Raw genomic sequence first — 22,939 nt, forward strand, 5'->3', positions numbered from 1 at the left:
GGGTTTTGTCCGGAAATATCAATCATCATTGATTGTAATCAAGTTCGAACAGAGTGTGTGGCTTCTACACTGTCATGGAACAAAACCACGGGAGACGTTGCTTGAATCGATTACTGAATGAGTTTGGATGGGCTGGCCCGGACAAGAAAACACTGATTGAAAAACATGCGTTGCCCACATCAATTTTTCTGGATTGCATGGGCATGAAAGTGCATGTGAGCATTGAGGGCAGCGGCCCCGATGTGGTCATGATTCATGGCTTTGCGGCGAACTTGCACACTTGGAGTGATGTTTGCGCGCACATGAGCAAACAGTTTCGGATCATTCGCTTCGATTTGCCCCCCTTCGGCCTGACCGGACCTGCACTCGATGAACGAGGAAACATTCGCAAAATGGATGTGGCCTTTTATCAGCAGTTTGTGGACGCTGTGTTAAACGAGTTGCAGATTAAAAAATGCGTGATGATCGGCAATTCGTTTGGTGGATTTTTGAGCTGGGACCAAGCCCAAAGACACCCGGAGCGGGTTCGTGGATTGATTATTTCGGATGCGGTGGGATACCAGCAACCTTTACCAATCTACATTACCCTGTTCACGATTAAGCCAATCGCTTGGCTGACGCGATATACGGTGCCGGCATTTTTGCTGCGGATGGCGGTACGGGATGTGTATGGCGACAAAAGCAAACTGAAAAAAGAAGTGCTGGAAAGGTACCTTGAGTTGTTTATGCACAAGCCAAACCGAAGCGCTGTGGGCAAGATGGTGGGCGTGTTTACCGATGGTGAACTGGGTTCGGAGCGACTATCCGAAATACAGTGCAAAACGCTGATTGTGTGGGGAGGGAATGATCGATGGGTCAGTATCGAGATGGCGGGACGATTCAACCGGGACATCCCAAATTCGGAATTGAAGGTGTATCGCGAAGTGGGCCATATTCCGATGGAAGAAACACCTGATCGTTTTGCGGCGGATTGCATTTCTTTTATTGAATCACTTTAACGAAATTGACGGAAAACAACATGAAGAACAAGGTGGTTTTTATTACAGGTGGCGCCCGCGGACTTGGGGCAGGACTGGCAGCGAAAGTGGTCAGCAAGGGTGGCAAGGCTTTTATTGTGGATTTGAATACCGAAGCCGTGTTCGAGCAAGTGGAAACATTGGGCGGCGAGGCAATAGCCGGCTGCCAGGCCAATGTGTGCAAGCCTGCTGACCTTGAGCTTGCGATGGCGGAGTGCAAAGAACGTTTTGGCCGGATTGATGTGGTGGTTGTGAATGCGGGTATTTTGAAAATGGGTTCGATTGAACACATGAACCCGGCTGATTTTGATGCCGTGATGCAGGTGAATGTAAATGGTGCATTCAACACCATTCGCGCTGGCATTCCTTACCTGCGCGAGACCAAGGGTTACCTACAGGTTATTTCGTCCCTGGCTGCTGCAATTCACACACCACTGATGGGGCATTACGCTGCATCGAAGGCGGCGGTTGAGGCACTGGCGGATGTTGCGCGCCAGGAGCTTGCACTGGACGGCATTGACGTGGGCTGTGTACACCCGACGTTTACCAACACCGCCATGATTCAAGAGGTGAATGCAGGCGTGCTGTGGGGTGGCCACAAAGGTGCATTTGGCGCAGTGGAGCCCGAGCAGGTGATTAATGCCATGTTCCGTGGCATTGAAAAGCGCCAAAGAAAAATTATTGCGCCCAGAACCATTGCACCCCTGATATTGGCACCCGGTTTATTTCACCGGGTGGCAGAGGGCCTGAGCAGGTTGCAGGGCTCGGAAAAAGCCTTGAAAAAATTCAAGGCAGAAGAAGCGGAGTCGCTTACTCGACGGTAACTGACTTGGCGAGATTGCGGGGCTTGTCCACATCGGTGCCTTTTACCAGTGCCACATGATAGGACAACAATTGCAATGGCAAGGTGTGCAAAATCGGGGACAAATGCCCAGCGTGGTCAAGCAGGTTGATCACGTGCACGCCGTCGGCTTTCTCGATTTTGGTGTCACGATCTGCAAAAATGTAAAGTTCGCCACCGCGCGCACGAACTTCCTGCAGGTTCGATTTCAGCTTTTCGATCAGTGTGTCTTTGGGTGCGACCGCCACCACGGGCATGTCTGCATCGACCAAGGCCAGCGGACCGTGTTTCAATTCCCCTGCCGCATAAGCCTCGGCGTGAATGTAGCTGATTTCCTTCAGCTTCAATGCACCTTCCATGGCAATGGGGTAATGCACACCACGTCCCAAAAACAGTGCGTGGCGCTTTTCTGCAAAACTGGCCGCCAAAGCCTTGATTTCTGGCTCGAGTGCCAAGATGTTTTGCATGGCGGAAGGCAAGTGACGCAGTTGGGTCAACAGGGTTTTTTCCTGCTCAACATCGAGTTTGCCGCGCAATTTGGCCATGACCAACGTGAAGGTAAAGAGCGCCGCAAGCTGCGTGGTGAACGCTTTCGTTGACGCCACACCGATTTCCGGACCCGCCCGAGTCAGGAATTTCAAATTACTGGCGCGAATCAGCGCAGATTCTGGAACATTGCAAATGGAGAGCGCGTTCACCATGCCTTGTGACTTGGCGTGTTCAAGCGCGGCAAGAGTATCGGCTGTTTCTCCGGACTGTGAAATGGTGATCACCAAAGTATTGGGAAGACTGACACTGGTGCGATAGCGATATTCGCTTGCGATTTCAACGTTGGTTGGCAGACCAGCAATCGATTCGAGCCAATAACGAGCAACCGATGCAGCGTGATAGCTGGTGCCACACGCAAGAATGAGTACTTGCTGAATACCAGGGAGAATATGGCCTGCCTCAGCGCCGAATAACTCGGGCTTTACCGCGGAGGCATTGCTGACCATCTCCAGCGTTGCCGCTATTGCGCCAGGCTGCTCATAAATCTCCTTCTGCATGTAGTGGGCATAAGGGCCAAGCTCTACGGCATCGGCAGACAACTGACTCTCGATGATCGAACGCTCAACCTGTTGGCCTGCGCCGTCAAAAAACGAGACTCCCGCTGCTTGCAACTGAACCACGTCATTTTCTTCGAGATAAGTAATTTGTTTGGTATAGGTCACCAATGCAGACGCATCGGAGGCGAGAAAATATTCTCCATCTCCGTGCCCAACCAACAGTGGCGCACCTTTCTTGGACGCAAGCAAGGTCAGTGGCGCAGTGTTGCAAATCACCGCAATGGCAAAAGCACCTTGAAGCTTTTTCACGGTGGCCTGCACAGCTGCCCGCAACGCGAGCCCTTGCACCAAGTGTTTGTGGGTAAGGTGGGCAATCACTTCGGTATCCGTGTCGGATTGAAACACGTAGCCTTCAGCGGTGAGCGCCTTTCGAATTTCTTCGTGATTTTCAATAATGCCATTGTGCACAACACTGACTGACACTCCCTGCCCTTCACTGATGTGAGGGTGTGCATTGCGCTCGCTGGGCACACCATGTGTGGCCCAACGGGTGTGAGCGATGCCCATACGCGCACTCAGTGTTTTGGTGCTGGAATCGAGCTCAACCACGCGACCGACACTGCGTGCGCGGTGAATGGATTGATCGGTATCCGACTGAATGGCCAACCCGGCCGAGTCATATCCGCGATATTCAAGTTTTTTCAGGCCATCGATCAACACTGGCACGCTGTTGGTTTTAGAAAGTACGCCGACGATTCCGCACATGGTGTGAGGTATTCCTTTATTTTTTGGTTGATTTGACCGGGCGCTTCCAGCCCGTGATCGTGATTTGTTTGGCACGTGACACGGTGAGTGCGTTCTCAGGTGCGTCTTTGGTGAGGGTGGTGCCCGCACCAAGCGTGGCCCCTTTCTTCACGGTAACGGGTGCAACCAACTGCGTGTCTGAACCGATAAAAACGTCATCTTCAATGATGGTGAGGTGTTTGTTGGCACCATCATAATTGCAGGTGATGGTTCCTGCACCCACATTTACCCTTTCACCAATTTGCGCATCGCCAATGTAGGCGAGATGATTTGCTTTGGACTGGTTGGCAATGCTGGCATTTTTGACCTCGACAAAGTTGCCGATGTGTACTTCGTTGCCCAGCCGGGCGCCGGGGCGCAAACGTGCATAGGGGCCGATGACTGCATTTTCTCCCACTGTTGCATCAGTGAGATGGGAATAAGCCTCGATGCGGGTACCTGCCGCGATGTTGACGTTATTGAGTATGCAATAGGGGCCGATGGATACGCCATTGCCCAAAGTGACTTCGCCATGAAATACACAGCCGATGTCGATGGACACATCCGTGCCACAACGCAACGTGCCGCGCAAATCGAATCGGGCTGGATCGAGTAGCTGAACACCTTCAAGCATGAGCTTTTCTGCCTGATGCTGTTGCCAGATTCGCTCAAGCTCAGCCTGCTGAGCACGGGAATTAACACCTGACACTTCCCAGCTTTGCCCTGGTTGGCAAGTGCGCACCAAGAGGCCTTCTGCATGCGCCATCGCGACGATGTCGGTGAGGTAATACTCGCCCTGCGCATTGTTGTTGCTTAGTTTGCCGACCCAGCTTTTCAATTGGGCAGTGGGACAGGCAAAAATGCCGGTATTGACCTCTGTGATGGCCTGTTGTGCAGGCGTAGCGTCTTTTTGCTCAACAATTCCAACCACCGCCCCTTCGATGTCGCGAAGAATTCGGCCATAACCTTGCGGATTGGGCATGTTCAATGTCATCAAACCCAATTGCCCGGCCTGCGCGGCCTGAACCAAAGGTTGCAAGGATTCGAATTGAATAAGGGGTACATCCCCGTACAAAATCAAAGTGACTGCGTGGTCGACCAGTGCCGAACTGGCGCACTGAACGGCGTGGCCCGTGCCCAGTTGCTCTGACTGAGTGGCGAATTGAATGCGGGGCTGTGCGGACAAATGACTTTGAACCGCTTCGGCGCCGTGCCCAACCACCACCACCACATGTGGATTGTCAAACTGGAAAGCCGTGCTGGCCACACGCCCCAGCATGGATTGTCCGCCCACCGGGTGCAACACCTTGGGCAAGGCGGACTTCATGCGGGTGCCTTTGCCCGCTGCAAGTATCAAAATATTCATGTCAGTATTCAAATTTAGAAAAACAAAGCCAGCACACCGGTGTAACCGTACAACGCACCGCGGAAAATTTCACCGTTGGCCGAAAAACCGATGAGGGGAATATCGCCCAACTGTTCACGCACGATTTGCTGCTCAACGCCTTGAAGGCCGAACAATGCTGCACCCCGTCCATTGCATGCAATGTACACTGCGCCGCGCGGTTTGCGCTGAGAATGGATTCCAGAAAAACCGGCTGCCTGTAGCTCGTTTAATTTGGGTGCAGGTGCATCAAGGTCTTCACGCAATTCAGCACACATGCGGGTGAGATCAACCCGCGCAGAATTTTCATCGCGGGTACAAAATGCCAAACGATCGCCCAGCTTGAAATCTTCTGCCACAGCAAGGGACTTTTTATTGGGATCCATGCCAACTACCGGGCGAACTTTCAACTGATGCGCTTCAGAGCGACCCGCCGTAAGACCTTTTAGTGCGATTGACTCCGCCAGGGCTCGGTCGGTTAAACCCACAAACAAGCCATGGGCGAAACGCTTGGCCAGCACCTCGGCGGCCTGACTTGCCGGGTCACCTTCGTCTGAATCGGGCTGCAGACCCAAGTCGGCAAGCAGCACGTCGAGCGCGGGCATCCCGTCGAGCTCTTCAACAAAATTACCGCGCAGCCCGGTGATTTCATGCTCGACACCGACTACTTGGACACCTTGTGTCATGCGGACTTCGATCGGCAAACCACTGGCAAACACCACACCAGAGACCCCACCCGACAAGGGCTCGAGCGCGATATGGGTGTTGGCGGCACCTGCGCACACCAAACCACCGAAAATTTGACGCGTGCTGACTTTAAGCGATAAATCATCAAGCAGGTCATCGATGTCCTCGGTCAGCGGATCGATGTGGATCAGCGCAGAGTACATTGCATCACGCCCCGAGGCTGTGACAGTACCCGGCTTTGGCAAAGGCAATTTGCCAGAAAACACTCGGGCAGAATCTGCAGGAAATTCCATCAACATGACAGCCAGCGCAGGTTCCTGATAGTACTCAACCCCACTACTGCACACACCAGGCGCCAGCCCACCAACCCATTCCTTGATGCCGGTTCGCTGGCGCAAACCCTGAAGAATTTGCGGCATGTTGTCAGCAAATGCCTCGGTGGCATAAATCAAACCCAATTTCTGAGGTCGGGAGATGTCGCTTGCGAACTGCTCCAGTTGCATTTGGCCTTCGAGCTGCACCAACACGAGTTCAAGTGCTTCTCTCCAGTTGGGGTGTGTGGCATGGCCAAAACGAAACATCTAGGTCCTTGTGCGCGCGGGGCGGGTGCTACTTGCTGTTTTTTTGCGAGGCGTCGCTGCACGCTTTGCTTTGGGTTTAACGGGCTTTTTGGCGGGCTCAGCCTCGTCCGGACTGGCTTCGGAGCCAGCGCCGGCCATGGCTGCTGTGGCCACCACCTTGTTGAACTGATCCTGCAGTAAACCCCACCAGGCTGTGGCGTTGGTCACCATGGCCTTCGAGGATTCCTGAGCGGCTGCGTCGCTTGCAGACGGTGCAGCGGCAGGCTCGGGGGCTGGAGTTTTCGGCGCTACCGGCTCGACACGCGGAACGGGCGGCGGTGCCACCGCGGCCTGCATGGCATTCCGGATAATCTCCTCGTTGACTGCCTGATTGACGTCGCTTGCGCGATCACCACCCAAACCCAGATTTGAACTGAAAGACTTGATGGTGGCGATGGTGCCACGCTGCACCTCCAGCCCTTGTATGGTGGCGCGGAGCATGCTGAGGTTGACATTCAGCCATTGCTCGACGGCTTTGAGATCGGAGATTCGCTTATCGAGCTCATCGAGATCGGTGGTCGGATTCATGACGCTGGGGATCGGCAAACTTCCCCAGATTTTCTTTACGAAATCAAATCCATCGGTAACCGATAAATTGGGTATTCTTTTGTTCGACATGCTTCCTCCTGCGTTTGACGCGGATTGCCCTGCTGAGTTTTTCAGTGACTGCGAATCATGGTTCCCACGCCTTGGTCTGTCAGAATTTCAAGCAGAAGGCAGTGAGGAACACGACCGTCTACCACGTGAACTGAGTTTACTCCGCTTTTTGCCGCCTCAATCGCGGAAGACAACTTGGGCAGCATTCCGCCTGAAATGGTGCCATCTTCAAACAGTTCGTCAATCCGCTTGGCAGTAAGGCCGGTGAGCAGCTTGCCATCTTTGTCCAACACCCCGGGGGTGTTTGTCATCATGATGAGTTTTTCAGCCTTCAGGATTTCGGCAATTTTCCCGGCGACAAGATCTGCGTTGATGTTGTAGGCCATGCCGTCTTCACCAAAACCAATCGGAGAAATAACGGGGATGAAGGCATCGTCTTGCAGGGCTTTCACAATGGCCGGATCGATGGACGCAATTTCGCCCACAAAGCCGATGTCGTGCAATTTTCCCGGCTCGCTTTTGTCAGCAAGTTTCATTTTGCGGGCCTGAATCAGCCCGCCGTCCTTGCCGGTTAGACCAACCGCCTTGCCGCCATGCTCATTGATCATCATGACGATGTCTTGCTGTACCTGTCCACCCAATACCCATTCAACCACTTCCATGGTTTCCTCGTCGGTGACGCGCATGCCTTGAATGAAAGTTCCCTGCTTGCCAATGCGGCGCAATGCCTCGTCAATTTGTGGGCCGCCGCCGTGAACAACGATTGGGTTGATACCCACCAGCTTGAGCAATACAACGTCGTGTGCGAAGGATTTTTGCAGATTGACATCGGTCATGGCGTTGCCGCCGTATTTGACCACCACGGTTTTGCCGTGAAAACGGCGAATGTAGGGCAGAGCCTCGGACAGAACTTTGGCTTTGATTGCAGAGGTAAGAATGTCGGTCGTCATGAGTTGTCCGGGTAGAAACTGGGCACAAAGTGCATTTTAAAGCGAATCTACCCGGACAAAGACGACAAGAATGCCGATCGACGGATTCTAGAGGATGAATTGGGCCAGATCCTCGGATTTGGCTGCTTCACCCAGCCTGGAGTCCACAAACTCTGCCGTGACTTTGACCTGCCTGGCCTGACCATTGGCCTCGAATGCCACCTCTTCGAGCAGACGCTCCATGACGGTGTACAAGCGGCGAGCGCCGATGTTCTCGGTTTTCTCATTCACCGTGAATGCGATTTCCGCCAGCCTGCGCACCCCTTCGTCCGTGAATTCCAGCTCGACACCATCGGTGACCAGCAAGGCTTTGTACTGCTCGGTAAGACAGGCATCGGTGCTGGTCAGAATTCGCGTGAAATCTTCAACGGTCAGCGATTCCAGTTCAACCCGAATGGGGAAACGCCCCTGTAACTCAGGAATGAGGTCGGAAGGACGGGACAAATGGAAAGCGCCGCTGGCCACAAACAGAATGTGATCTGTTTTAATCATGCCGTATTTGGTGTTGACGGTTGTGCCCTCGACCAGTGGGAGCAAATCACGTTGAACCCCCTGCCGGGATACATCGGTGCCGCGCCCATCGGCTTTCGTGGCAATTTTGTCGATTTCATCAAGAAACACAATACCGTCTTGCTCGACCCTTGAAATCGCTTTGGCTCGAACTTCCTCTTCGTTCACACGCTTGGCGGCTTCTTCGTCCTGAATTGCCTTGAGCGCCTCGGACACTTTCATTTTGCGCAGCTTTTTCTTGCCACCGGACATGTTCTGGAACATGGACTGCAACTGCCCGGTGAGCTCTTCCATGCCGGGAGGACCGACCACATCCAGCGACGGAGAGGCCGCAGCGACTTCGATCTCGATTTCCTTGTCATCGAGCTCGCCAGCAAAAAGCTTTTCGCGAAAACGAATGCGGGTTCGATTTTCATCGGGCTCTGGCGCTTTCTCGGTGAAGCCAAAATCACGGGCAGGCGGTAGCAAAGCATCCAGTACACGATCGAAGGCAGCAGTTTTAGCCTCTTCGATCACGCCAAGTTGGGCTTCTTCGCGCACCTGCTTCAAAGCGATTTCAATCAAATCACGAATAATGGTGTCCACATCGCGCCCCACGTAGCCGACCTCGGTGAACTTGGTGGCTTCGATCTTGATAAATGGCGCATTGGCCAGCTTGGCCAATCGACGGGCGATTTCGGTTTTACCCACGCCAGTTGGGCCGATCATAAGAATATTTTTGGGCGTAATTTCCTGGCGCAATGGCATGGGCACCTGCATGCGACGCCAGCGGTTGCGAAGTGCAACCGCCACAGCACGCTTGGCAGCATCCTGGCCAACAATGTTCTTGTTGAGTTCTTCAACAATATTTGAGGGTGTAAGTTGAGTCATGGCGTTAACCTTTGCTGCCAGATGCTTCGGGGGCACCCAACACTTCAATGGTGTGATGTTGATTGGTGTAAATACACAATTCGCCGGCAATGGTCAGCGATTTCTTGACGATCTCTTCTGGTAACAGTTCGGTGTTTTCGAGCAAAGCCTTTGCCGCGGAATGCGCATACGCACCGCCACTACCGATTGCCACCAAACCTTGCTCGGGCTCCAGTACATCGCCATTGCCGGTAATGATCAGGGAATGATTTTCATCGGCCACGGCCAGCATGGCCTCAAGCCTGCGAAGCATGCGATCGGTACGCCATTCTTTGGCCAGCTCCACGGCCGCGCGCAAAAGGTGGCCCTGGTGCTTCTCGAGTTGGGCTTCAAAATGCTCGAACAGGGTGAACGCATCGGCCGTACCGCCAGCGAAGCCTGCAAGAATTTTGTTGTGGTGAAGACGCCTGACTTTGCGGGCTGACCCTTTGACCACAATATGACCGAGAGTAACCTGCCCGTCGCCTCCCAGCGCGACATGCTGACCTCTGCGTACTGACAATATGGTGGTGCCGTGATATTGCTCCATGCCTATCCTTTGGTTGGGGTGTTGCGCTTTGTGCGTCGATTTCCCGATATGGGGACAATCAGGGCAAGATCAAGTCTTGTTTGATGACCGGCTGAACCTGAACGAAGGCACTGAGTTCGATGGCGGCCTCATTGGCCTGATCGATGCTGGTGAATGGGCCCACCAAAACCCGATGGACGCCCGCTTCGGAAAGAATTTGACTGGCTTTGCCGAAGACCTCGTGATTGGAAGACACTTGAGACACCAGGGCTTCCGCGTTGTTTTTGTTGCCGAAGGCACCAATTTGCAGATACAGCGGAATTCGATGGACGGGCACCAATGCGGAGGTATTGCTCATGGCAACCTGCTCAACCCGCACACCATTCTTGGCCACCACTGTGCCATTTTTTTCGGCATGGTACTGCGCGATTGCATCGGGAGTCATTTTTTCAACGAGTACTTCAGCGCTACCTTGCTTGATGTAGTCCAGCTGATACGCGGCGGCATAACTGAGATCGATGATTCGGCCACGTAAAAATGGCCCCCTGTCGTTGACCCGAACAATAACGGACTTGCCGTTGGCCAGATTGGTAACCTTGGCATAACTTGGCAAAGGCAAGGTGGTGTGCGCTGCCGTCATTTGGTGCATGTCGTAAATTTCACCGTTGGCAGTTTTTGCACCATGAAATTTTTTGCCGTACCAACTGGCCCGACCTTTCTGGCTGTAAGGCTCTTCGAGAGAAGTTTGCGGCGTGAAATCCTGGCCCATGACGGTGTAAGGCCGGGTGTTGCGAATTGCAATGGGCTCGAGCTGTGGTTCGGCAGAGGGCAAGTCGTCGAGGTTTGCCGGACGCAAATCGCCGGGACCATCATCCAGATAATAGCCGCCACCTTGTGGAGCTGGCTCCCAGTTTTCATGTTTCACCGGCGGAGGCACCGAGGGTTTGGCCACGGTTCTCGCTGGCGGCGACGAAACAGGCTTGTCCAGAGGAACGCTGGAGCAAGCCCCCAGGATGAATGACAGTGATGCAAAAGCAACAAACCGGACAACACCACCGCGCATAGAATCCTCCTTCATCTTTTCCCCTGATTTTCAGGCCTGGCGCTGTCGTCGGATCAAGGCCTCGGCCACACGAATTGCATTGTCTTCAGAACCCGCGATCGATGCGGAGGTGAAAAACTTGCCATCAACCCCAAGGGTAGGAACGCCATCTGCACCGTAAGCTTCAAAAATCGACTTGGCTTGCGCACATTTCGCATTCACACCGAATGATTTGAACATGTTGGCGAACTCTTCGCGCTTCAGGCCGAGAGATTCGGCAAAGTCGAAAATTTGTTCATCATTCGCCAACTGCTTTTTGTCTTTGTGCATGGCTTCGAATACCTTGCTGTGGGCCATATCAAGCTTGCCCATGGCCTCTAGTGTGTAATACAGGCGCTGGTGACCCTGGAAGTTGACACGCTGACTTTGATAAGCGATCGGGATTTTGGTAAATACGACATCGCTGGGCAGCTTTTTGTACCAGGCATTCACCTTGGGCTCGAAGTTGTAACAGTGAATGCAGCCGTACCAAAAGAACTCAACCACATCAATTTTGCCGGGGGTGGAGCGAGGAACTTCCCGACGTACTTTTCGGAATGCGCCCGCATCTTGTGCCAAGGCCGGGGACAAGCCGCCCAAGGCACTTACTACGCCCAATGCAACTGCACTTTGAATTAATTCACGACGCTTCATTTTCTTTACTCCTTGACCACAGTTGCCTCGAAACCGCCTTTGGTAAGGGGGATTCGGGCCTGATAGGCTTCGTTCGCACTGCCGAATGGCCCCACACGAACGCGGTTTACAACATTGCCGTTGACCTCGCCCACGGCAATTTCGGATTCTGTGCCCACAAACGCCAACTGCGCCCGCAGTTGCTCGGCGTCTTCTCGATTTCGAAAACTTCCCAGCTGCAGAAAGTAAATGGCCTGAGCCACAGGTTCAATTTGTTGAGTTGGAGTGCCATCACCGGCCTGAGGTTCCGTGCCCTGCTGAAATGGATCGATGGTAACCACATTGCCCTGATTGGCATTGGCTTTGCCATAAATGGCAGTGTTGGGATCAGGTGGACTGTTACCAGGCCCAGGCGACACATTGGGCACAGCCCCTTGCGTTTCGGCGCCCGAGAAAGGCAGTTGGGACTTGCTGACAAACAACGCCACTCCCAGCGCAATCAAAAGCCCAAACACCATGCCGAACACAAATGCGGGGATGGTATTTCCAAGGGATTTTTTGACTTGAGGTTTCGCTTTGGGTTTCGATGATTTTGTAGATGCCATTGGGGGTTTGAACCTGTCCTTGAGAAACTGAGCCTAAATTATGCCCGAAGGCGACCTGCAGATGCGACCCAAACGCGCAAGCCGGCTTTTGGGATTGCCCTCATGCTGTAAAGTGTAGCCTTCATGGGCAAAAGCTCGAAATTTGCTTAAAAATCTGCAATAAATAGGTGCTTTGTGGGTCTTGACTATCTAAAACGCATACTGACCGCCAAGGTTTACGACGTGGCCATTGAAACACCGTTGGAGCGTGCACATTCCTTGTCTGTTCGCACTGCCAATGAGGTGTTGCTAAAGCGTGAGGACATGCAAGAGGTCTTCAGCTTCAAGCTGCGCGGCGCTTACAACAAGATGGCCCATTTAAGCCCTATTCAACTGGAACGGGGTGTGATCGCCGCATCCGCAGGCAACCACGCGCAAGGCGTTGCATTGTCTGCAGCGAAGATGCGCTGCCTGGCCACCATTGTGATGCCCACCACCACCCCAGCCCTGAAAATCGACGCTGTGAAACGCTTTGGCGGCGACTGGGTGAATGTAGTGCTGTTTGGCGACAGCTACAGCGATGCGGCAGGACATGCTACCGAATTGGCGCAAGCCAAGGGCTTGACCTTTGTGCACCCGTTTGATGACCCAGATGTGATAGCAGGACAAGGCACAGTGGGCATGGAAATTTTACGCCAGCACCAAGGCCCCATTCATGCCATTTTCATTGCGATTGGCGGCGGCGGTTTGGCTGCTGGAGTGGGTGCTTATGTAAAGCAGTTGCGCCCCGACATCAAAATCATCGGCGTGCAAACCGTGGACTCCGATGCCATGGCGCAAAGCCTGGAACAACGCAAACGCGTGACGCTGGCAGAGGTTGGCCTGTTTTCGGACGGCACCGCAGTCAAGCTGGTGGGCGAGGAAACCTTCCGCCTGTGCGAGAAATATGTCGACGGCGTTGTTCGCGTGACGACTGATGAAGCCTGCGCTGCAATCAAAGATGTTTTTCAGGACACACGCAGCATTCTGGAGCCAGCAGGGGCCCTGGCTGTAGCGGGCTTGAAACAGTATGCCGCTGAAATGGGTCTACAGAATCAAACCCTGATCGCCATTTCCTGTGGCGCAAACATGAATTTTGATCGCCTGCGTTTTGTGGCTGAACGCGCAGAAGTGGGTGAGCAACGCGAGGCAGTTTTCGCCATCACTGTGCCAGAGGAACGCGGCAGCTTCAGAAAGTTTTGTGATTTGCTTGGCCCCACCAATGTGACGGAGTTCAACTACCGCATGTCCGATTCGGCCAAGGCCAATATTTTTGTCGGCATTCAAATTGGCAGTCGCACGCAAGCAGATGAATTGCAACAACGCTTTATCGCATCTGGTTTTGACGCACTGAACTTGACTGACGATGAAATGGCGAAGCTGCACTTGCGGCACATGGTGGGCGGAAGGTCCAATTCGGCAGACCATGAACTGGTGTATCGCTTTGAATTCCCCGAGCGACCAGGCGCATTGACGAAATTTTTAACCGCCCTGAACCCAGGCTGGAATATCAGCCTGTTTCACTACCGCAATCATGGCGCCGACTATGGTCGTATTTTGGTGGGCATTCAGGTGCCGCCTGCGGACCACGGCGAGTTCGACAAGTTTGTAAAACAATTGGGCTACCCGGCGGTGAATGAAACGGAGAACCCAGCGTACAAACTGTTTTTGAAGTAAGTTAGCACTCGTCATCCGCATCAAACGCTTTGTCACCCGCGCCGTCTTCCAGCGCCGCACCGGGGCGAATGGTTTCGAACGGAAACAGCTTGCGATCCATCAGGTGCGAAGGCACCACGGTGGACAGGGACGTGAACAGGTTGGCGATCCAGCGTGGGTTGTGTTTCTCCCACTGATTGAGTAACGCCGCCATTTCCTTGCGCTTCAGGTTTTCCTGACTGCCGCACAAGTTGCACGGAATGATCGGGAAATTCTTTTCTTCGGCATACCGCGCCAAGTCCCGTTCCCGGCAATAAGCCAATGGGCGAATGATGGTGTGTTCGCCATTGTCGCTGACCAACTTTGGTGGCATGCCTTTCATGCGACCGCCGTAGAACAAGTTCAGCAACAGTGTTTGCAAAATGTCGTCTTTGTGATGCCCCAAAGCCACTTTGGTGGCACCCAACTCGGAAGCAACACGGTACAAAATACCGCGGCGCAACCGTGAGCACAAAGAACACGTTGTTTTGCCTTCGGGAATCACGCGTTTCACAATTGAGTAAGTGTCTTGTTCTTCAATGTGAAACGGTACGTTGATGCTGCGCAAATAGTTGGGCAGCACTTCTTCAGGGAAACCGGGCTGCTTCTGATCCAGATTCACGGCGACAATGTCGAAATGAATTGGCGCACGCTGACGCAACAGCAACAAAATGTCGAGCAAGCCATAGCTGTCTTTGCCACCCGACACGCACACCATCACTTTGTCGCCGTCTTCAATCATGTTGAAATCGGCAATGGCCTGGCCCACTTGCTTGGTCAGGCGTTTCTCAAGTTTGTTGAACTCAAACGCGTCTTTCTGCTCGGCCTTGTTGGGGAAAATCGTGATGGTTTGCATGATTAAATACTTTGCGAAGATTTGAAGCGGAATACCTCGACACCGGCTGATTCACAGTCGGGATAGACCTCGGATTTTTCAGCGCGAACACGGGCCGCGAGTACCTTGGGGTGCTCGAGTACCAGCGCCAGGGTTTTGTCCACCAGCGTTTCAAGCAAGCCAATGTGGCCCGACTGAATGAGACCGTGAATGCCCGGGCGAACGAAGTCGTAATCAACGACATCGACCAGCAAATCACGCTCGGAAGGGGTGGAGGCGCACTTTACCCAAAAATCAATGTTGATGCGCACCGCCTGCGTGCGCCCCAACTCTTGGGGGAACACACCGATGGCAGCCGATACATCGAAATCACGAATAAAAACGCGACGGCAGTCGGCGAGGCGAGAATCAAAAAACCAGTCTGTCATGGTGTCATCATGCTGAAATCGCGCGCCATGGGCACCAGGTGCTGCCCGCCATCCACAAGAATGGTGGTGCCAGTGATTGCGCGGCTTTGCACCAGGAACAGAACCGTGTTGGCGATGTCCTGGGGCTCGGAAGATTTGTTCAAAGGCGAAATTCGGTGTGTACTCTCGAATTGCGCATCGGTTTGCAGGTGCGATATCAAGGTAAGGCCTGGGGCCACGCCGACCACGCGCACCTTGGGGGCCAATTCCATGGCCAACATGGTGGTGGCGGTTTCAAGGCCCGCCTTGGTCAAGGTGTAACTCAAGAAATCAGGGTTCAGATTTTTCAGCTTTTGATCAAGCAGGTTTACCACGACAGCTTGCTCGTTGTCGGGTACATGCTGAAACAGGCGTTTGGCCAATTGAATGGGTGCAGCCAGATTCGAGGCCATGTGGCGATGAAAAAGCTCGGGCTGAAAGGTTTCGCCAGAATCGAACTCAAACAATGACGCATTGTTGACCACGCAACGGATGGGCCCGGTTTGTTCGGCTGCGTCGAACAGGGCTTCAACCTCGTCGGGCTTTTCAAGATCGGCCTGAACCACCACACACTGCACACCCAGGGCTTCAATTTGCGCCGCTGTGTCGCGGGCCTCAGCCAGCGAGGAACGGCAATGCAATACGATGGACCAGCCAGCGCGCGCAAGCTCGAGCGAAATGGCTTTACCCAGTCGCTTTGCGCCCCCTGTTACCAGGGCATATTGAGGATTGGCATGTGTCATCGCTGTGTCATCGCTGTTTGATCGGTTAGAATCTGAAAACCGAGGATACTCACCATCAAGCAAACAAGGGTTCACTTCAAGGCTTTGATTTTTAAAAGAAGAACCCGCTATTCTAAACCAGACCTGCCCCATGCTGTCGAATTTTAATCACGCCACTCGCTTTGACGAGTTCATGCGATTTGCACTGTACGACCCGCAAAATGGCTACTACGCCAGGGGCGAGCAAATTTTTGGTCGCCAGGGTGACTTCGTTACTGCACCCGAACTAAGCCCACTGTTTGGACAAACGCTGGGGAAAGCCCTGCGTGACGTGCTGCCACGCTGCAATGGTGTTGTGTATGAGTTTGGTGCCGGAACCGGGCAACTGGCTTGCGATATTCTTCAAACCGCAGGGGATTTGATTACCCAGTACAACATCGTGGATGTGTCGGCAGGATTAAAACCCATGCAACTGGCCAAGTTAAAGGCACTGCATGGCCCGGAAGTGGTGCAGAAAGTGCATTGGCTTGGTGAATTGCCGGATGAACTCCGCGGCGTAGTGTTGGGCAATGAGGTGCTCGACGCCACCCCGGTTCGTCGATTCAAATGGCAAAGCGACGGGCCACTTGAAGCTTGGGTTCAACACCTGAACGGCGAGTTGCGCTGGGTATGGAAACCAGCCGACCCGGTTTTAGCCACCGCCATTTCTGACCTGCAATCGGCCCACGGTCCCTGGCCTGAGGGCTATGAATCTGAAATTGCAGAGCAAAGCACCGCGTGGGTAAAAACAATGACGGAGCGCTTAAACGGCCTTGCGCTGATGATTGACTATGGTTTTCATGAAGCCATGTACTACCACCCTACGCGCAGCAAAGGCACCTTGCGCGCGACAAGCCGCCACACAGCACATGATGATTTTTTGGTGAAAGTGGGCCAACAGGATTTGACGGCCCACGTGAATTTCAGCGCGGTGTATGAGGCGCTGACAAGCTGCAACGGCGAACTCGAAGGCTATGCGCACCAAGGCGAATTTTTATTGGCGCATGGCATTCTTGAACTGGCCCAACAACAGCCTGATTTTACTCACCCGACGCGTGGCGCCTTGATGCGTCAACATTTGAATACACTGCTGAACGAAGCCGACATGGGTGAAGCATTCAAAGTGATTTGCTGGAGCAAAGGCGTGAACGCGGAGGGCACACAGTTGGCCCAAGTATTTTTAGACAAGGACCGAAGCGGAGACCTTTAACTCAGGATGCTGCTTGCGATTCGCAAGGCTTTAGCTCGCCTTTTCTGTTCAACTCAAACACTGAACGCATTGATTCAATTTGCGTGGCATTTCCCCGAAGCTCAAAAAACACACGCACCGGACCAAGTCGCTCCCGAATTTGAACCCCCACGACACCACGCCGGGCCAGGTCAGCCTTCTGAACATTCGCCCGATCCAGGTCCCTAAACAAGCCCAATGAAATAGTGCCTTGCAACGGCCCAGGTGTGGTGATGTAAAACATGTCGGTAATGCCCTTGCCGGAGAGTTGGTCAATACCGACCCCACTGTTCACAATGTCTTGCGGCAGGTAAACCACGTAGCCTACTGGCACTTGTCGTTCGAGCCTGTCAGTTTCCCCGCCCCAATTCAGCAAGGCCTCTTGGACGCGCGCAGATTCACTTTGCAGCAATGGCCCCCACAACAGGCATTCCTGATTGAGTTTCGGATTCTCGAACACTTGTTTACTTGCATTTTCAATTGCACTGTCGAGCTGGGCTTGCCCCTGTTTCAAATCAATTTTAGGGGCCACGGGTGTAGGCGCACGAATGACATCAACAGCCTGATCCCAGGGGCGCTCTACGCCGACCCACTCAGCACGCAAACCAGGTGAATCAATCGCTTTTTGCGAACTGCTGTTTGTAACAACACCCAAACCCAGCAAGACCAGATTACCCAATAGCAGGAACACAGCCAGAACACGCCAACCATTCATGCTGCCGCACCTTTCTGACCCAATAGATAATCAACCAACAAACCCTTGAACACAGCATGCTCAAGCAGCTTGGCCTGCGGCAAACTGGCCTGCATCATGGGTGCAAACCCACCCGAGAGCCACACCACGGCAGGCTCACGATGCTCCTGCTCCAACTGCGCCGCAATTGACTGCACCATTGCTGCCTGCATGCGACCAACGCCTTGGCCAATTGCCTGCTGCGTGCTGACAGGCCAAGTGTTGGCAGTGGCGAGATTGAAATCCACCTTGGGCAATTCAGCGGTGTTGGAATGCAAACTTTGAAGCATGGTTTCAATGCCCGGCACAATGTATCCGCCCAAGTGTTGCCAGTGGGTATTTTTGACCACGATGTCGAACGTGGTGGCCGTGCCAAAGCTCACCAACAAATTGACAGCAGCCTGGCTGACTTGAGTCAACGCCATGCATGCCGCCCATCGGTCTTTACCCAAAGCAGCTGGGGTTTCGTATGCCGATTGAACCTCGGCATGCCTGTTCACAGTCAATACATGCAGGGCCACGCCAGCAACCTCGCACACTTCGCGCACTGACCGTTCGAAATCCGGGCCCAAGACATTGCTGAGCAACACCGCCTGCACTGGGGACTGGGCATGATCCAAACAAGGGGCAAGTTGCTGGTGCAACAACTTCGATGCGCCAGAGAAAGGCTTAAAACCTGTGGTCGGGTGACTGAAAAAAGCCGAGGGCTGCTCAAACGGCAAACTGACGCTCGCGTGCAAGCACCACTTCACCAACGTGTTTCCTGCATCGATACACAACAAGCTGCCAGTATTGCTCACGGCCGCACCCTCAATGACAGATCGCCCGCATGAACTGCACGCAGGCCCTGTTCTGTATTTACCAAATACGCACCTTGCCGGTCAATTCCCATGGCCTCGCCTGTAAAACAAACCACCCCTTGGTCTTCCACTTGCACTGGATTGTGCAGCCAGGAATCACGCCGGGTGAATTCAGCAAATATCGCGTCAATTCCTTGTACGCTTGCCATGTCAATCCATCTCAAAACCGAAAACACGGCCTGCTCGGCCAGGTTGCGCGATGAAGGCAGACTCGACGCTGGCAAATAGTTCGACAAACTGGTGGCCCCCCGACCGGAAAGCGCGTCGGGAACATCGACGGGCTGAATATTCAGCCCAATCCCGACCACAGTGACTGCCCCCTGCCCGGTTTGAAAGGATTCGCACAGCACACCGCCCAATTTTTGTTGGTCCGCCAACAAATCATTGGGCCACTTCAGGCGCACGGGCACATTCCATTGCTCAAGAACCTCAGCCACTGCCACGCCGACACAAAGCGGCAAGAAGGGTATTTGCAGCCCCGCCATGGGCAAGCCCAAAGACACGCACAAACCAGAACCGGGCCGCGCCTGCCACACTCGCCCGCCACGCCCGCGGCCAGCGGTTTGCATGTTGGCCAGCACTGCCGCAACACCCGACACTCGCCCCCGCTGGTAAGCGCGGCTGAGATAATCATTTGTTGAGTCGACTGAATCGAGTTCGATCCAGTGCACTTCGGCTTGGGTTAACATCGGATGACGATTATTTCAGGCAAGTTGTGAAATTTCGCCCATCTTAACCCTCGAATGGGACTCAAAACCAAGGAACTGCTCAAACCCAATGTCACCAATCCATTCCAGCCTGCTGAAAAGAACCCCATACACCGGGATTCTGATGTTTGCGAGTCTGTATGCGTGCATGGTCATTCACCTGAGCCTGTTTCCTTACAGTGACTGGCGACACATTGGCATTGGTCCTTTTGAATTTCTGTTTGGCCCCTGGATACCCGTGCATCAGAAAGTACTGTGGGCCGATGTATTCATCAATATCGGGGGCTACATTCCGCTGGGCTTTCTGATGCTGCTGGGGCTGAACCGGCAGCCGCGTACATTCGACAAAATACTTGTGGTGCTGGTGTGTGCGCTGATCTCGCTGGCCCTGGAATCGATGCAAACATTTTTGCCAAGCCGGGTGCCTTCGAAAATGGACCTGGTCACCAATGCGATTGGTGGCGTCTTGGGCGTATTGGCGGGTATTTACGTGACCGCGCACCACCGAATTGCCCCATTATTAAACCGCAGAATTGAACATTGGCTGATTCAGCGTGCATGGATTGGCATGGGCTTGCTCAGCCTTTGGTTTCTCAGCATTTTACCGCCGCAAAACCCGACATTCAGCACAGGGCTGTGGCTGGGTAATTTGCTGGAAATACCCGGCCCGCTGCAGCACAGCACGCCATTTGGAATACCCCTGGAGGTATTGCTGAAAATTGAAACAATCGCCCCCACATTCATCAACTATTGTTTTTTGATGTGCGCCTGGATGGTTGGCCTTGCCCAGACCCATGCTGGCTCGCCACGAACACGACTCTTGATTGTGTTGATTGCGCTGACGCTATTGATTCGCTTGCTTGATTACCTGGTACTGGCACCCATGTCGGCGTGGAGCTACTTGGGGCAACGTTGGTTTGAGGCCAATAGTTTGGGCCTGCTGATCGCCTTTGTGGTTGCACTGACCATTTCGATGATGCAGGTGTTGCCCCACCACATGGCTCGCATCGGCCTGTTGCACTTGTTGGGTGGGTGGTTGATCACCTTGCTTTTACCCGGTGTTTACGACCCCGACCTGGGCAACCCAGGCAGCGGCATTCTGGCAATTTTTCGTAGCCTGCAAGAGGCCGGGCGCTGGGTGAGCGAGTTGTGGCCAATTTTGGCGCTGACTGTTTTGACCTTTTTGAGCCTGCCCGAGCGACGTTTTCGGCGATAATAGGGACCATACCCTGAGCAATCACGCGGATTCACCCAGCCATGAGCTACTTCGAGAAGCACGTTTTCTTTTGCACCAACCAACGCCCCAACAATGAAAATTGTTGCGCAGATTGCCACGCATCGGCAGCGCATGCACACGCCAAGGAGCGCATCAAAAAGCTGGGCTTGAATGGACAGGGGAAAATCCGGATGAACAAAGCGGGTTGCCTGGATCGTTGCGATGAAGGCCCCGTGATGGTGGTGTATCCCGAAGGTGTTTGGTACACCTATGTGGACATCTCGGACGTGGATGAAATTATTGATTCTCACTTGGTGGGCGGTGAAATCGTCGAACGCCTGCGATTGCCATGAATCCGAAAACCCGACATGAACTGTGGGACGGCCACGCAGGCCCGATCGAAGTGTCTATTGACGAACCCACCGCAGCGATACGCGGCTTGGCGGTCATTGCACACCCCCACCCTTTGTTTGGTGGCACCAAAGACAACAAAGTTGTTCAAACGCTAGCGCGCGCGTTTCTTCAAATGGGCTACACGACCTTGCGCTTCAATTTCAGGGGTGTCGGTCAAAGCGCTGGTACGCACGACAACGGTCAAGGCGAAACCGACGACCTTGCGCAACTGACTGAACAGGCCCGCACAACTTTGCTGCCCGTGGAGCTACAAAGCCAGCCGGTTGCCATGGCTGGTTTCTCCTTCGGTGCATTTGTAACCAGCCACGGCGCACAACGACTGCGCGAGGCTGGAATAAACATCGGAAAACTGGTGCTGGTGGGCACTGCCACGAGTCGTTTTGACGTGGCCCCTGTACCTGACAACACACTGGTGATTCATGGTGAAGTCGACGACACTGTGCCGCTAAGCGATGTTTTACGTTGGGCAGGTGAACAAAACCTGCCAGTGATGGTCTTGCCAGGAGTGGAACATTTTTTTCACGGCAAACTGCCTCAACTCAAAGAGCTGGTTGTGCGTTATTACCCAAGCTAAACGCCATCCACTTTCCTTACCCATTTCTAGCACAGGAGCTTTTTACTTGTTTAATTCAGGAATTTCCCGATTCAAACGCCATGTGGGCCAACTTTCATTGGTTCTGGGCCTGGGTATCGGAGTTGCCACGCAAGCGGTTGCCCAATCCAGTGTCATGCCCCCTCCACCCGAAATCGGCGCGAAGGGCTATATGTTGCTAGACCTGACCACGGGCCAAACCCTGGCCGAGTTCAATAGCCGCGAACGCCTTGATCCCGCTTCGCTGACCAAGTTGATGACGGCCTACATGGCTTTTGCAGCACTTGAAAGCAAGCAAATTCGCATGGATCAACAAGTGCCAGTGTCACCCTATGCCTGGAAGGCGGAAGGTTCACGCATGTTTATCGAACCCAACAAGCCAGTCACAGTTGAAGAACTGCTTTACGGTGTGATTGTGCAGTCGGGCAACGACGCAAGCCGTGCGATAGCCGAACTGTTGGCAGGGGACGAAAACAACTTTGCGACACTGATGAACCAGCAAGCCAAGCGACTGGGCCTGACGGACACCAACTTCAAAAACGCCACAGGTCTGCCCGATCCGCAGCACTACACCACGGCGCGCGATCTGGGAGTTCTTGCAAAACGGATCATTCAAGACTTTCCTGAGTACTACAAGAAGATGTACTCGACCAAGGAATACACCTACAACGGCATTCGTCAGCCCAACCGCAACCGCCTGTTGTGGATTGACTCTTCCGTGGATGGCATGAAAACCGGCCACACTGCATCGGCTGGCTATTGCCTGGTCAGCTCGGCCAATCGCACACTGCCCAACGGAGTTGATCGCCGCCTGCTGTCGGTGGTACTGGGCACCACATCGGACCAGGCCCGCACCCAGGAAAGCCTGAAACTGATGAACTACGGTTATCAAATGTTTGAAACCGTGAAGCTTTATTCAGCCAAGCAAGCCATCAGCACCAGCGAGGTCTACAAAGGCCAGGCCAAAGAGATAAAGCTGGGCGTGAACAAGGACCTGCTGATCAATGTGCCACGCGGCATGGCCAAACAATTGAAGGCCACCGTCGAGAAAAAAGGCACCCTGATTGCGCCAATTCCTGCGGGCACCGAATTGGGCACCTTGAAGTTGACACTGAACGGCGAAACAATTGGTACTGTGCCGCTTCTGGCCCTGTCCACAGTCGAAGAAGCCGGTTTGTTTGGCCGAATGGTGGACTCCGCCAAATTGTGGTTTGAAGAGTAAACA

Annotated in this window: 24 protein-coding genes; 8 read left to right on the forward strand and 16 right to left on the reverse strand. The window is 53.7% G+C overall.

Annotated features, from left to right (window positions below; translation table 11 throughout):
• Window positions 1–101 precede the first annotated feature (101 nt).
• Window positions 102–998 (forward strand): alpha/beta fold hydrolase, encoded by an 897-nt coding sequence (locus tag FRIGORI9N_RS06780; RefSeq protein ID WP_159569043.1) that lies wholly within the window; start codon window positions 102–104, stop codon window positions 996–998.
• A gap of 20 nt (window positions 999–1,018) precedes the next feature.
• Window positions 1,019–1,840 carry an SDR family NAD(P)-dependent oxidoreductase gene (locus tag FRIGORI9N_RS06785; RefSeq protein ID WP_159569044.1) on the forward strand — a complete coding sequence of 274 codons (822 nt, stop codon included), beginning with the start codon at window positions 1,019–1,021 and terminating at the stop codon, window positions 1,838–1,840.
• Here the strand turns inward: FRIGORI9N_RS06785 and glmS are convergent.
• The 10 genes from glmS to FRIGORI9N_RS06835 form a co-directional block, all read right to left on the reverse strand.
• Window positions 1,827–3,668, reverse strand: coding sequence for a glutamine--fructose-6-phosphate transaminase (isomerizing) (gene glmS, locus FRIGORI9N_RS06790; protein ID WP_159569045.1), 1,842 nt, complete (start codon window positions 3,666–3,668; stop codon window positions 1,827–1,829). The genes FRIGORI9N_RS06785 and glmS overlap by 14 nt on opposite strands.
• Window positions 3,669–3,684: 16 nt before the next feature.
• Window positions 3,685–5,052, reverse strand: coding sequence for a bifunctional UDP-N-acetylglucosamine diphosphorylase/glucosamine-1-phosphate N-acetyltransferase GlmU (glmU, locus tag FRIGORI9N_RS06795; RefSeq protein WP_159569046.1), 1,368 nt, complete (start codon window positions 5,050–5,052; stop codon window positions 3,685–3,687).
• Between the two features lie 14 nt (window positions 5,053–5,066).
• A complete protein-coding gene (locus FRIGORI9N_RS06800; protein WP_159569047.1) occupies window positions 5,067–6,338 on the reverse strand; it encodes an FIST N-terminal domain-containing protein in 1,272 nt (423 codons plus the stop codon).
• The gene (locus FRIGORI9N_RS06805) at window positions 6,339–6,995 is read right to left on the reverse strand and encodes a PhaM family polyhydroxyalkanoate granule multifunctional regulatory protein (RefSeq protein WP_159569048.1); all 657 of its coding nucleotides are present in this window, start codon (window positions 6,993–6,995) and stop codon (window positions 6,339–6,341) included.
• A gap of 41 nt (window positions 6,996–7,036) precedes the next feature.
• The gene (gene argB / locus FRIGORI9N_RS06810; protein WP_159569049.1) at window positions 7,037–7,924 is read right to left on the reverse strand and encodes an acetylglutamate kinase; all 888 of its coding nucleotides are present in this window, start codon (window positions 7,922–7,924) and stop codon (window positions 7,037–7,039) included.
• A gap of 87 nt (window positions 7,925–8,011) precedes the next feature.
• Window positions 8,012–9,343 (reverse strand): ATP-dependent protease ATPase subunit HslU, encoded by a 1,332-nt coding sequence (gene hslU, locus FRIGORI9N_RS06815; protein WP_159569050.1) that lies wholly within the window; start codon window positions 9,341–9,343, stop codon window positions 8,012–8,014.
• Window positions 9,344–9,347: 4 nt separating this feature from the next.
• Window positions 9,348–9,911 (reverse strand): ATP-dependent protease subunit HslV, encoded by a 564-nt coding sequence (gene hslV / locus FRIGORI9N_RS06820; RefSeq protein ID WP_159569051.1) that lies wholly within the window; start codon window positions 9,909–9,911, stop codon window positions 9,348–9,350.
• 58 nt (window positions 9,912–9,969) lie between these two features.
• Window positions 9,970–10,968, reverse strand: a complete 999-nt coding sequence (locus FRIGORI9N_RS06825) for a septal ring lytic transglycosylase RlpA family protein (protein ID WP_159569052.1) — start codon at window positions 10,966–10,968, stop codon at window positions 9,970–9,972.
• A 15-nt stretch (window positions 10,969–10,983) separates the two neighbouring features.
• Window positions 10,984–11,625, reverse strand: coding sequence for a thiol:disulfide interchange protein DsbA/DsbL (locus FRIGORI9N_RS06830; RefSeq protein WP_159569053.1), 642 nt, complete (start codon window positions 11,623–11,625; stop codon window positions 10,984–10,986).
• Window positions 11,626–11,630: 5 nt separating this feature from the next.
• Complete coding sequence (locus tag FRIGORI9N_RS06835; protein ID WP_159569054.1) at window positions 11,631–12,122, reverse strand: SPOR domain-containing protein; 492 nt, start codon at window positions 12,120–12,122, stop codon at window positions 11,631–11,633.
• A 261-nt stretch (window positions 12,123–12,383) separates the two neighbouring features.
• Here FRIGORI9N_RS06835 and ilvA point away from each other — a divergent pair, with 261 nt between their 5' ends.
• Window positions 12,384–13,904 carry a threonine ammonia-lyase, biosynthetic gene (gene ilvA, locus FRIGORI9N_RS06840; protein ID WP_159569055.1) on the forward strand — a complete coding sequence of 507 codons (1,521 nt, stop codon included), beginning with the start codon at window positions 12,384–12,386 and terminating at the stop codon, window positions 13,902–13,904.
• A 1-nt stretch (window position 13,905) separates the two neighbouring features.
• Here ilvA and ttcA read toward each other — a convergent pair whose 3' ends face one another.
• Genes ttcA through FRIGORI9N_RS06855 form a run of 3 tightly spaced genes read right to left on the reverse strand, consistent with a single transcriptional unit; the run spans window position 13,906 to window position 15,946 of the window.
• Window positions 13,906–14,778 (reverse strand): tRNA 2-thiocytidine(32) synthetase TtcA, encoded by an 873-nt coding sequence (ttcA, locus tag FRIGORI9N_RS06845; protein ID WP_159569056.1) that lies wholly within the window; start codon window positions 14,776–14,778, stop codon window positions 13,906–13,908.
• Window positions 14,779–14,780: 2 nt separating this feature from the next.
• Entirely contained in the window at window positions 14,781–15,185 is a 405-nt protein-coding gene (locus tag FRIGORI9N_RS06850) for a dihydroneopterin aldolase (protein WP_159569057.1), read from the reverse strand.
• On the reverse strand, window positions 15,182–15,946 hold the full coding sequence (locus FRIGORI9N_RS06855; protein WP_159569058.1) for an SDR family oxidoreductase: 765 nt from the start codon (window positions 15,944–15,946) through the stop codon (window positions 15,182–15,184). The genes FRIGORI9N_RS06850 and FRIGORI9N_RS06855 overlap by 4 nt, the downstream gene beginning before the upstream one ends.
• Window positions 15,947–16,076: 130 nt before the next feature.
• On the opposite strand from FRIGORI9N_RS06855, the gene FRIGORI9N_RS06860 reads away from it, so the two are divergent.
• Complete coding sequence (locus FRIGORI9N_RS06860; RefSeq protein WP_159569059.1) at window positions 16,077–17,174, forward strand: class I SAM-dependent methyltransferase; 1,098 nt, start codon at window positions 16,077–16,079, stop codon at window positions 17,172–17,174.
• Window position 17,175: 1 nt separating this feature from the next.
• On the opposite strand, the gene FRIGORI9N_RS06865 is transcribed toward FRIGORI9N_RS06860, so the two are convergent.
• From FRIGORI9N_RS06865 to FRIGORI9N_RS06875, 3 genes are read right to left on the reverse strand one after another with little or no spacing between them, the layout of a single operon-like run.
• The gene (locus FRIGORI9N_RS06865) at window positions 17,176–17,907 is read right to left on the reverse strand and encodes a hypothetical protein (protein WP_159569060.1); all 732 of its coding nucleotides are present in this window, start codon (window positions 17,905–17,907) and stop codon (window positions 17,176–17,178) included.
• Window positions 17,904–18,725 carry a type III pantothenate kinase gene (locus FRIGORI9N_RS06870; protein WP_159569061.1) on the reverse strand — a complete coding sequence of 274 codons (822 nt, stop codon included), beginning with the start codon at window positions 18,723–18,725 and terminating at the stop codon, window positions 17,904–17,906. Before FRIGORI9N_RS06870 ends, FRIGORI9N_RS06865 begins: the two co-directional genes overlap by 4 nt.
• Complete coding sequence (locus tag FRIGORI9N_RS06875; RefSeq protein WP_159569062.1) at window positions 18,722–19,474, reverse strand: biotin--[acetyl-CoA-carboxylase] ligase; 753 nt, start codon at window positions 19,472–19,474, stop codon at window positions 18,722–18,724. The genes FRIGORI9N_RS06870 and FRIGORI9N_RS06875 overlap by 4 nt, the downstream gene beginning before the upstream one ends.
• Before the next feature lie 142 nt (window positions 19,475–19,616).
• Between FRIGORI9N_RS06875 and FRIGORI9N_RS06880 the strand changes: the two genes are divergently transcribed.
• From FRIGORI9N_RS06880 to FRIGORI9N_RS06895, 4 genes are read left to right on the forward strand one after another with little or no spacing between them, the layout of a single operon-like run.
• Window positions 19,617–20,708, forward strand: coding sequence for a VanZ family protein (locus FRIGORI9N_RS06880; protein ID WP_159569063.1), 1,092 nt, complete (start codon window positions 19,617–19,619; stop codon window positions 20,706–20,708).
• Window positions 20,709–20,749: 41 nt separating this feature from the next.
• A complete protein-coding gene (locus FRIGORI9N_RS06885; RefSeq protein WP_159569064.1) occupies window positions 20,750–21,061 on the forward strand; it encodes a ferredoxin in 312 nt (103 codons plus the stop codon).
• Window positions 21,058–21,696 (forward strand): alpha/beta hydrolase, encoded by a 639-nt coding sequence (locus FRIGORI9N_RS06890; protein ID WP_159569065.1) that lies wholly within the window; start codon window positions 21,058–21,060, stop codon window positions 21,694–21,696. The genes FRIGORI9N_RS06885 and FRIGORI9N_RS06890 overlap by 4 nt, the downstream gene beginning before the upstream one ends.
• A gap of 46 nt (window positions 21,697–21,742) precedes the next feature.
• A complete protein-coding gene (locus FRIGORI9N_RS06895) occupies window positions 21,743–22,936 on the forward strand; it encodes a D-alanyl-D-alanine carboxypeptidase family protein (RefSeq protein ID WP_201301422.1) in 1,194 nt (397 codons plus the stop codon).
• Window positions 22,937–22,939: the final 3 nt, after the last annotated feature.

This window comes from Limnobacter sp. 130 (genome assembly GCF_902506325.1).
GTDB lineage: Bacteria > Pseudomonadota > Gammaproteobacteria > Burkholderiales > Burkholderiaceae_B > Limnobacter.

Bases quoted from the DNA above. Each gene is read 5' to 3' on its own strand.
- FRIGORI9N_RS06785 (WP_159569044.1), top strand. From the start codon at position 1,019: ATGAAGAACAAGGTGGTTTTTATTACAGGTGGCGCCCGCGGACTTGGG.
- glmS (WP_159569045.1), bottom strand. From the start codon at position 3,668: ATGTGCGGAATCGTCGGCGTACTTTCTAAAACCAACAGCGTGCCAGTG.
- glmU (WP_159569046.1), bottom strand. From the start codon at position 5,052: ATGAATATTTTGATACTTGCAGCGGGCAAAGGCACCCGCATGAAGTCC.
- FRIGORI9N_RS06800 (WP_159569047.1), bottom strand. From the start codon at position 6,338: ATGTTTCGTTTTGGCCATGCCACACACCCCAACTGGAGAGAAGCACTT.
- FRIGORI9N_RS06805 (WP_159569048.1), bottom strand. From the start codon at position 6,995: ATGTCGAACAAAAGAATACCCAATTTATCGGTTACCGATGGATTTGAT.
- argB (WP_159569049.1), bottom strand. From the start codon at position 7,924: ATGACGACCGACATTCTTACCTCTGCAATCAAAGCCAAAGTTCTGTCC.
- hslU (WP_159569050.1), bottom strand. From the start codon at position 9,343: ATGACTCAACTTACACCCTCAAATATTGTTGAAGAACTCAACAAGAAC.
- hslV (WP_159569051.1), bottom strand. From the start codon at position 9,911: ATGGAGCAATATCACGGCACCACCATATTGTCAGTACGCAGAGGTCAG.
- FRIGORI9N_RS06825 (WP_159569052.1), bottom strand. From the start codon at position 10,968: ATGAAGGAGGATTCTATGCGCGGTGGTGTTGTCCGGTTTGTTGCTTTT.
- FRIGORI9N_RS06830 (WP_159569053.1), bottom strand. From the start codon at position 11,625: ATGAAGCGTCGTGAATTAATTCAAAGTGCAGTTGCATTGGGCGTAGTA.
- FRIGORI9N_RS06835 (WP_159569054.1), bottom strand. From the start codon at position 12,122: ATGGTGTTTGGGCTTTTGATTGCGCTGGGAGTGGCGTTGTTTGTCAGC.
- ttcA (WP_159569056.1), bottom strand. From the start codon at position 14,778: ATGCAAACCATCACGATTTTCCCCAACAAGGCCGAGCAGAAAGACGCG.
- FRIGORI9N_RS06850 (WP_159569057.1), bottom strand. From the start codon at position 15,185: ATGACAGACTGGTTTTTTGATTCTCGCCTCGCCGACTGCCGTCGCGTT.
- FRIGORI9N_RS06855 (WP_159569058.1), bottom strand. From the start codon at position 15,946: ATGACACATGCCAATCCTCAATATGCCCTGGTAACAGGGGGCGCAAAG.
- FRIGORI9N_RS06860 (WP_159569059.1), top strand. From the start codon at position 16,077: ATGCTGTCGAATTTTAATCACGCCACTCGCTTTGACGAGTTCATGCGA.
- FRIGORI9N_RS06865 (WP_159569060.1), bottom strand. From the start codon at position 17,907: ATGAATGGTTGGCGTGTTCTGGCTGTGTTCCTGCTATTGGGTAATCTG.
- FRIGORI9N_RS06875 (WP_159569062.1), bottom strand. From the start codon at position 19,474: ATGTTAACCCAAGCCGAAGTGCACTGGATCGAACTCGATTCAGTCGAC.
- FRIGORI9N_RS06880 (WP_159569063.1), top strand. From the start codon at position 19,617: ATGTTTGCGAGTCTGTATGCGTGCATGGTCATTCACCTGAGCCTGTTT.
- FRIGORI9N_RS06885 (WP_159569064.1), top strand. From the start codon at position 20,750: ATGAGCTACTTCGAGAAGCACGTTTTCTTTTGCACCAACCAACGCCCC.
- FRIGORI9N_RS06890 (WP_159569065.1), top strand. From the start codon at position 21,058: ATGAATCCGAAAACCCGACATGAACTGTGGGACGGCCACGCAGGCCCG.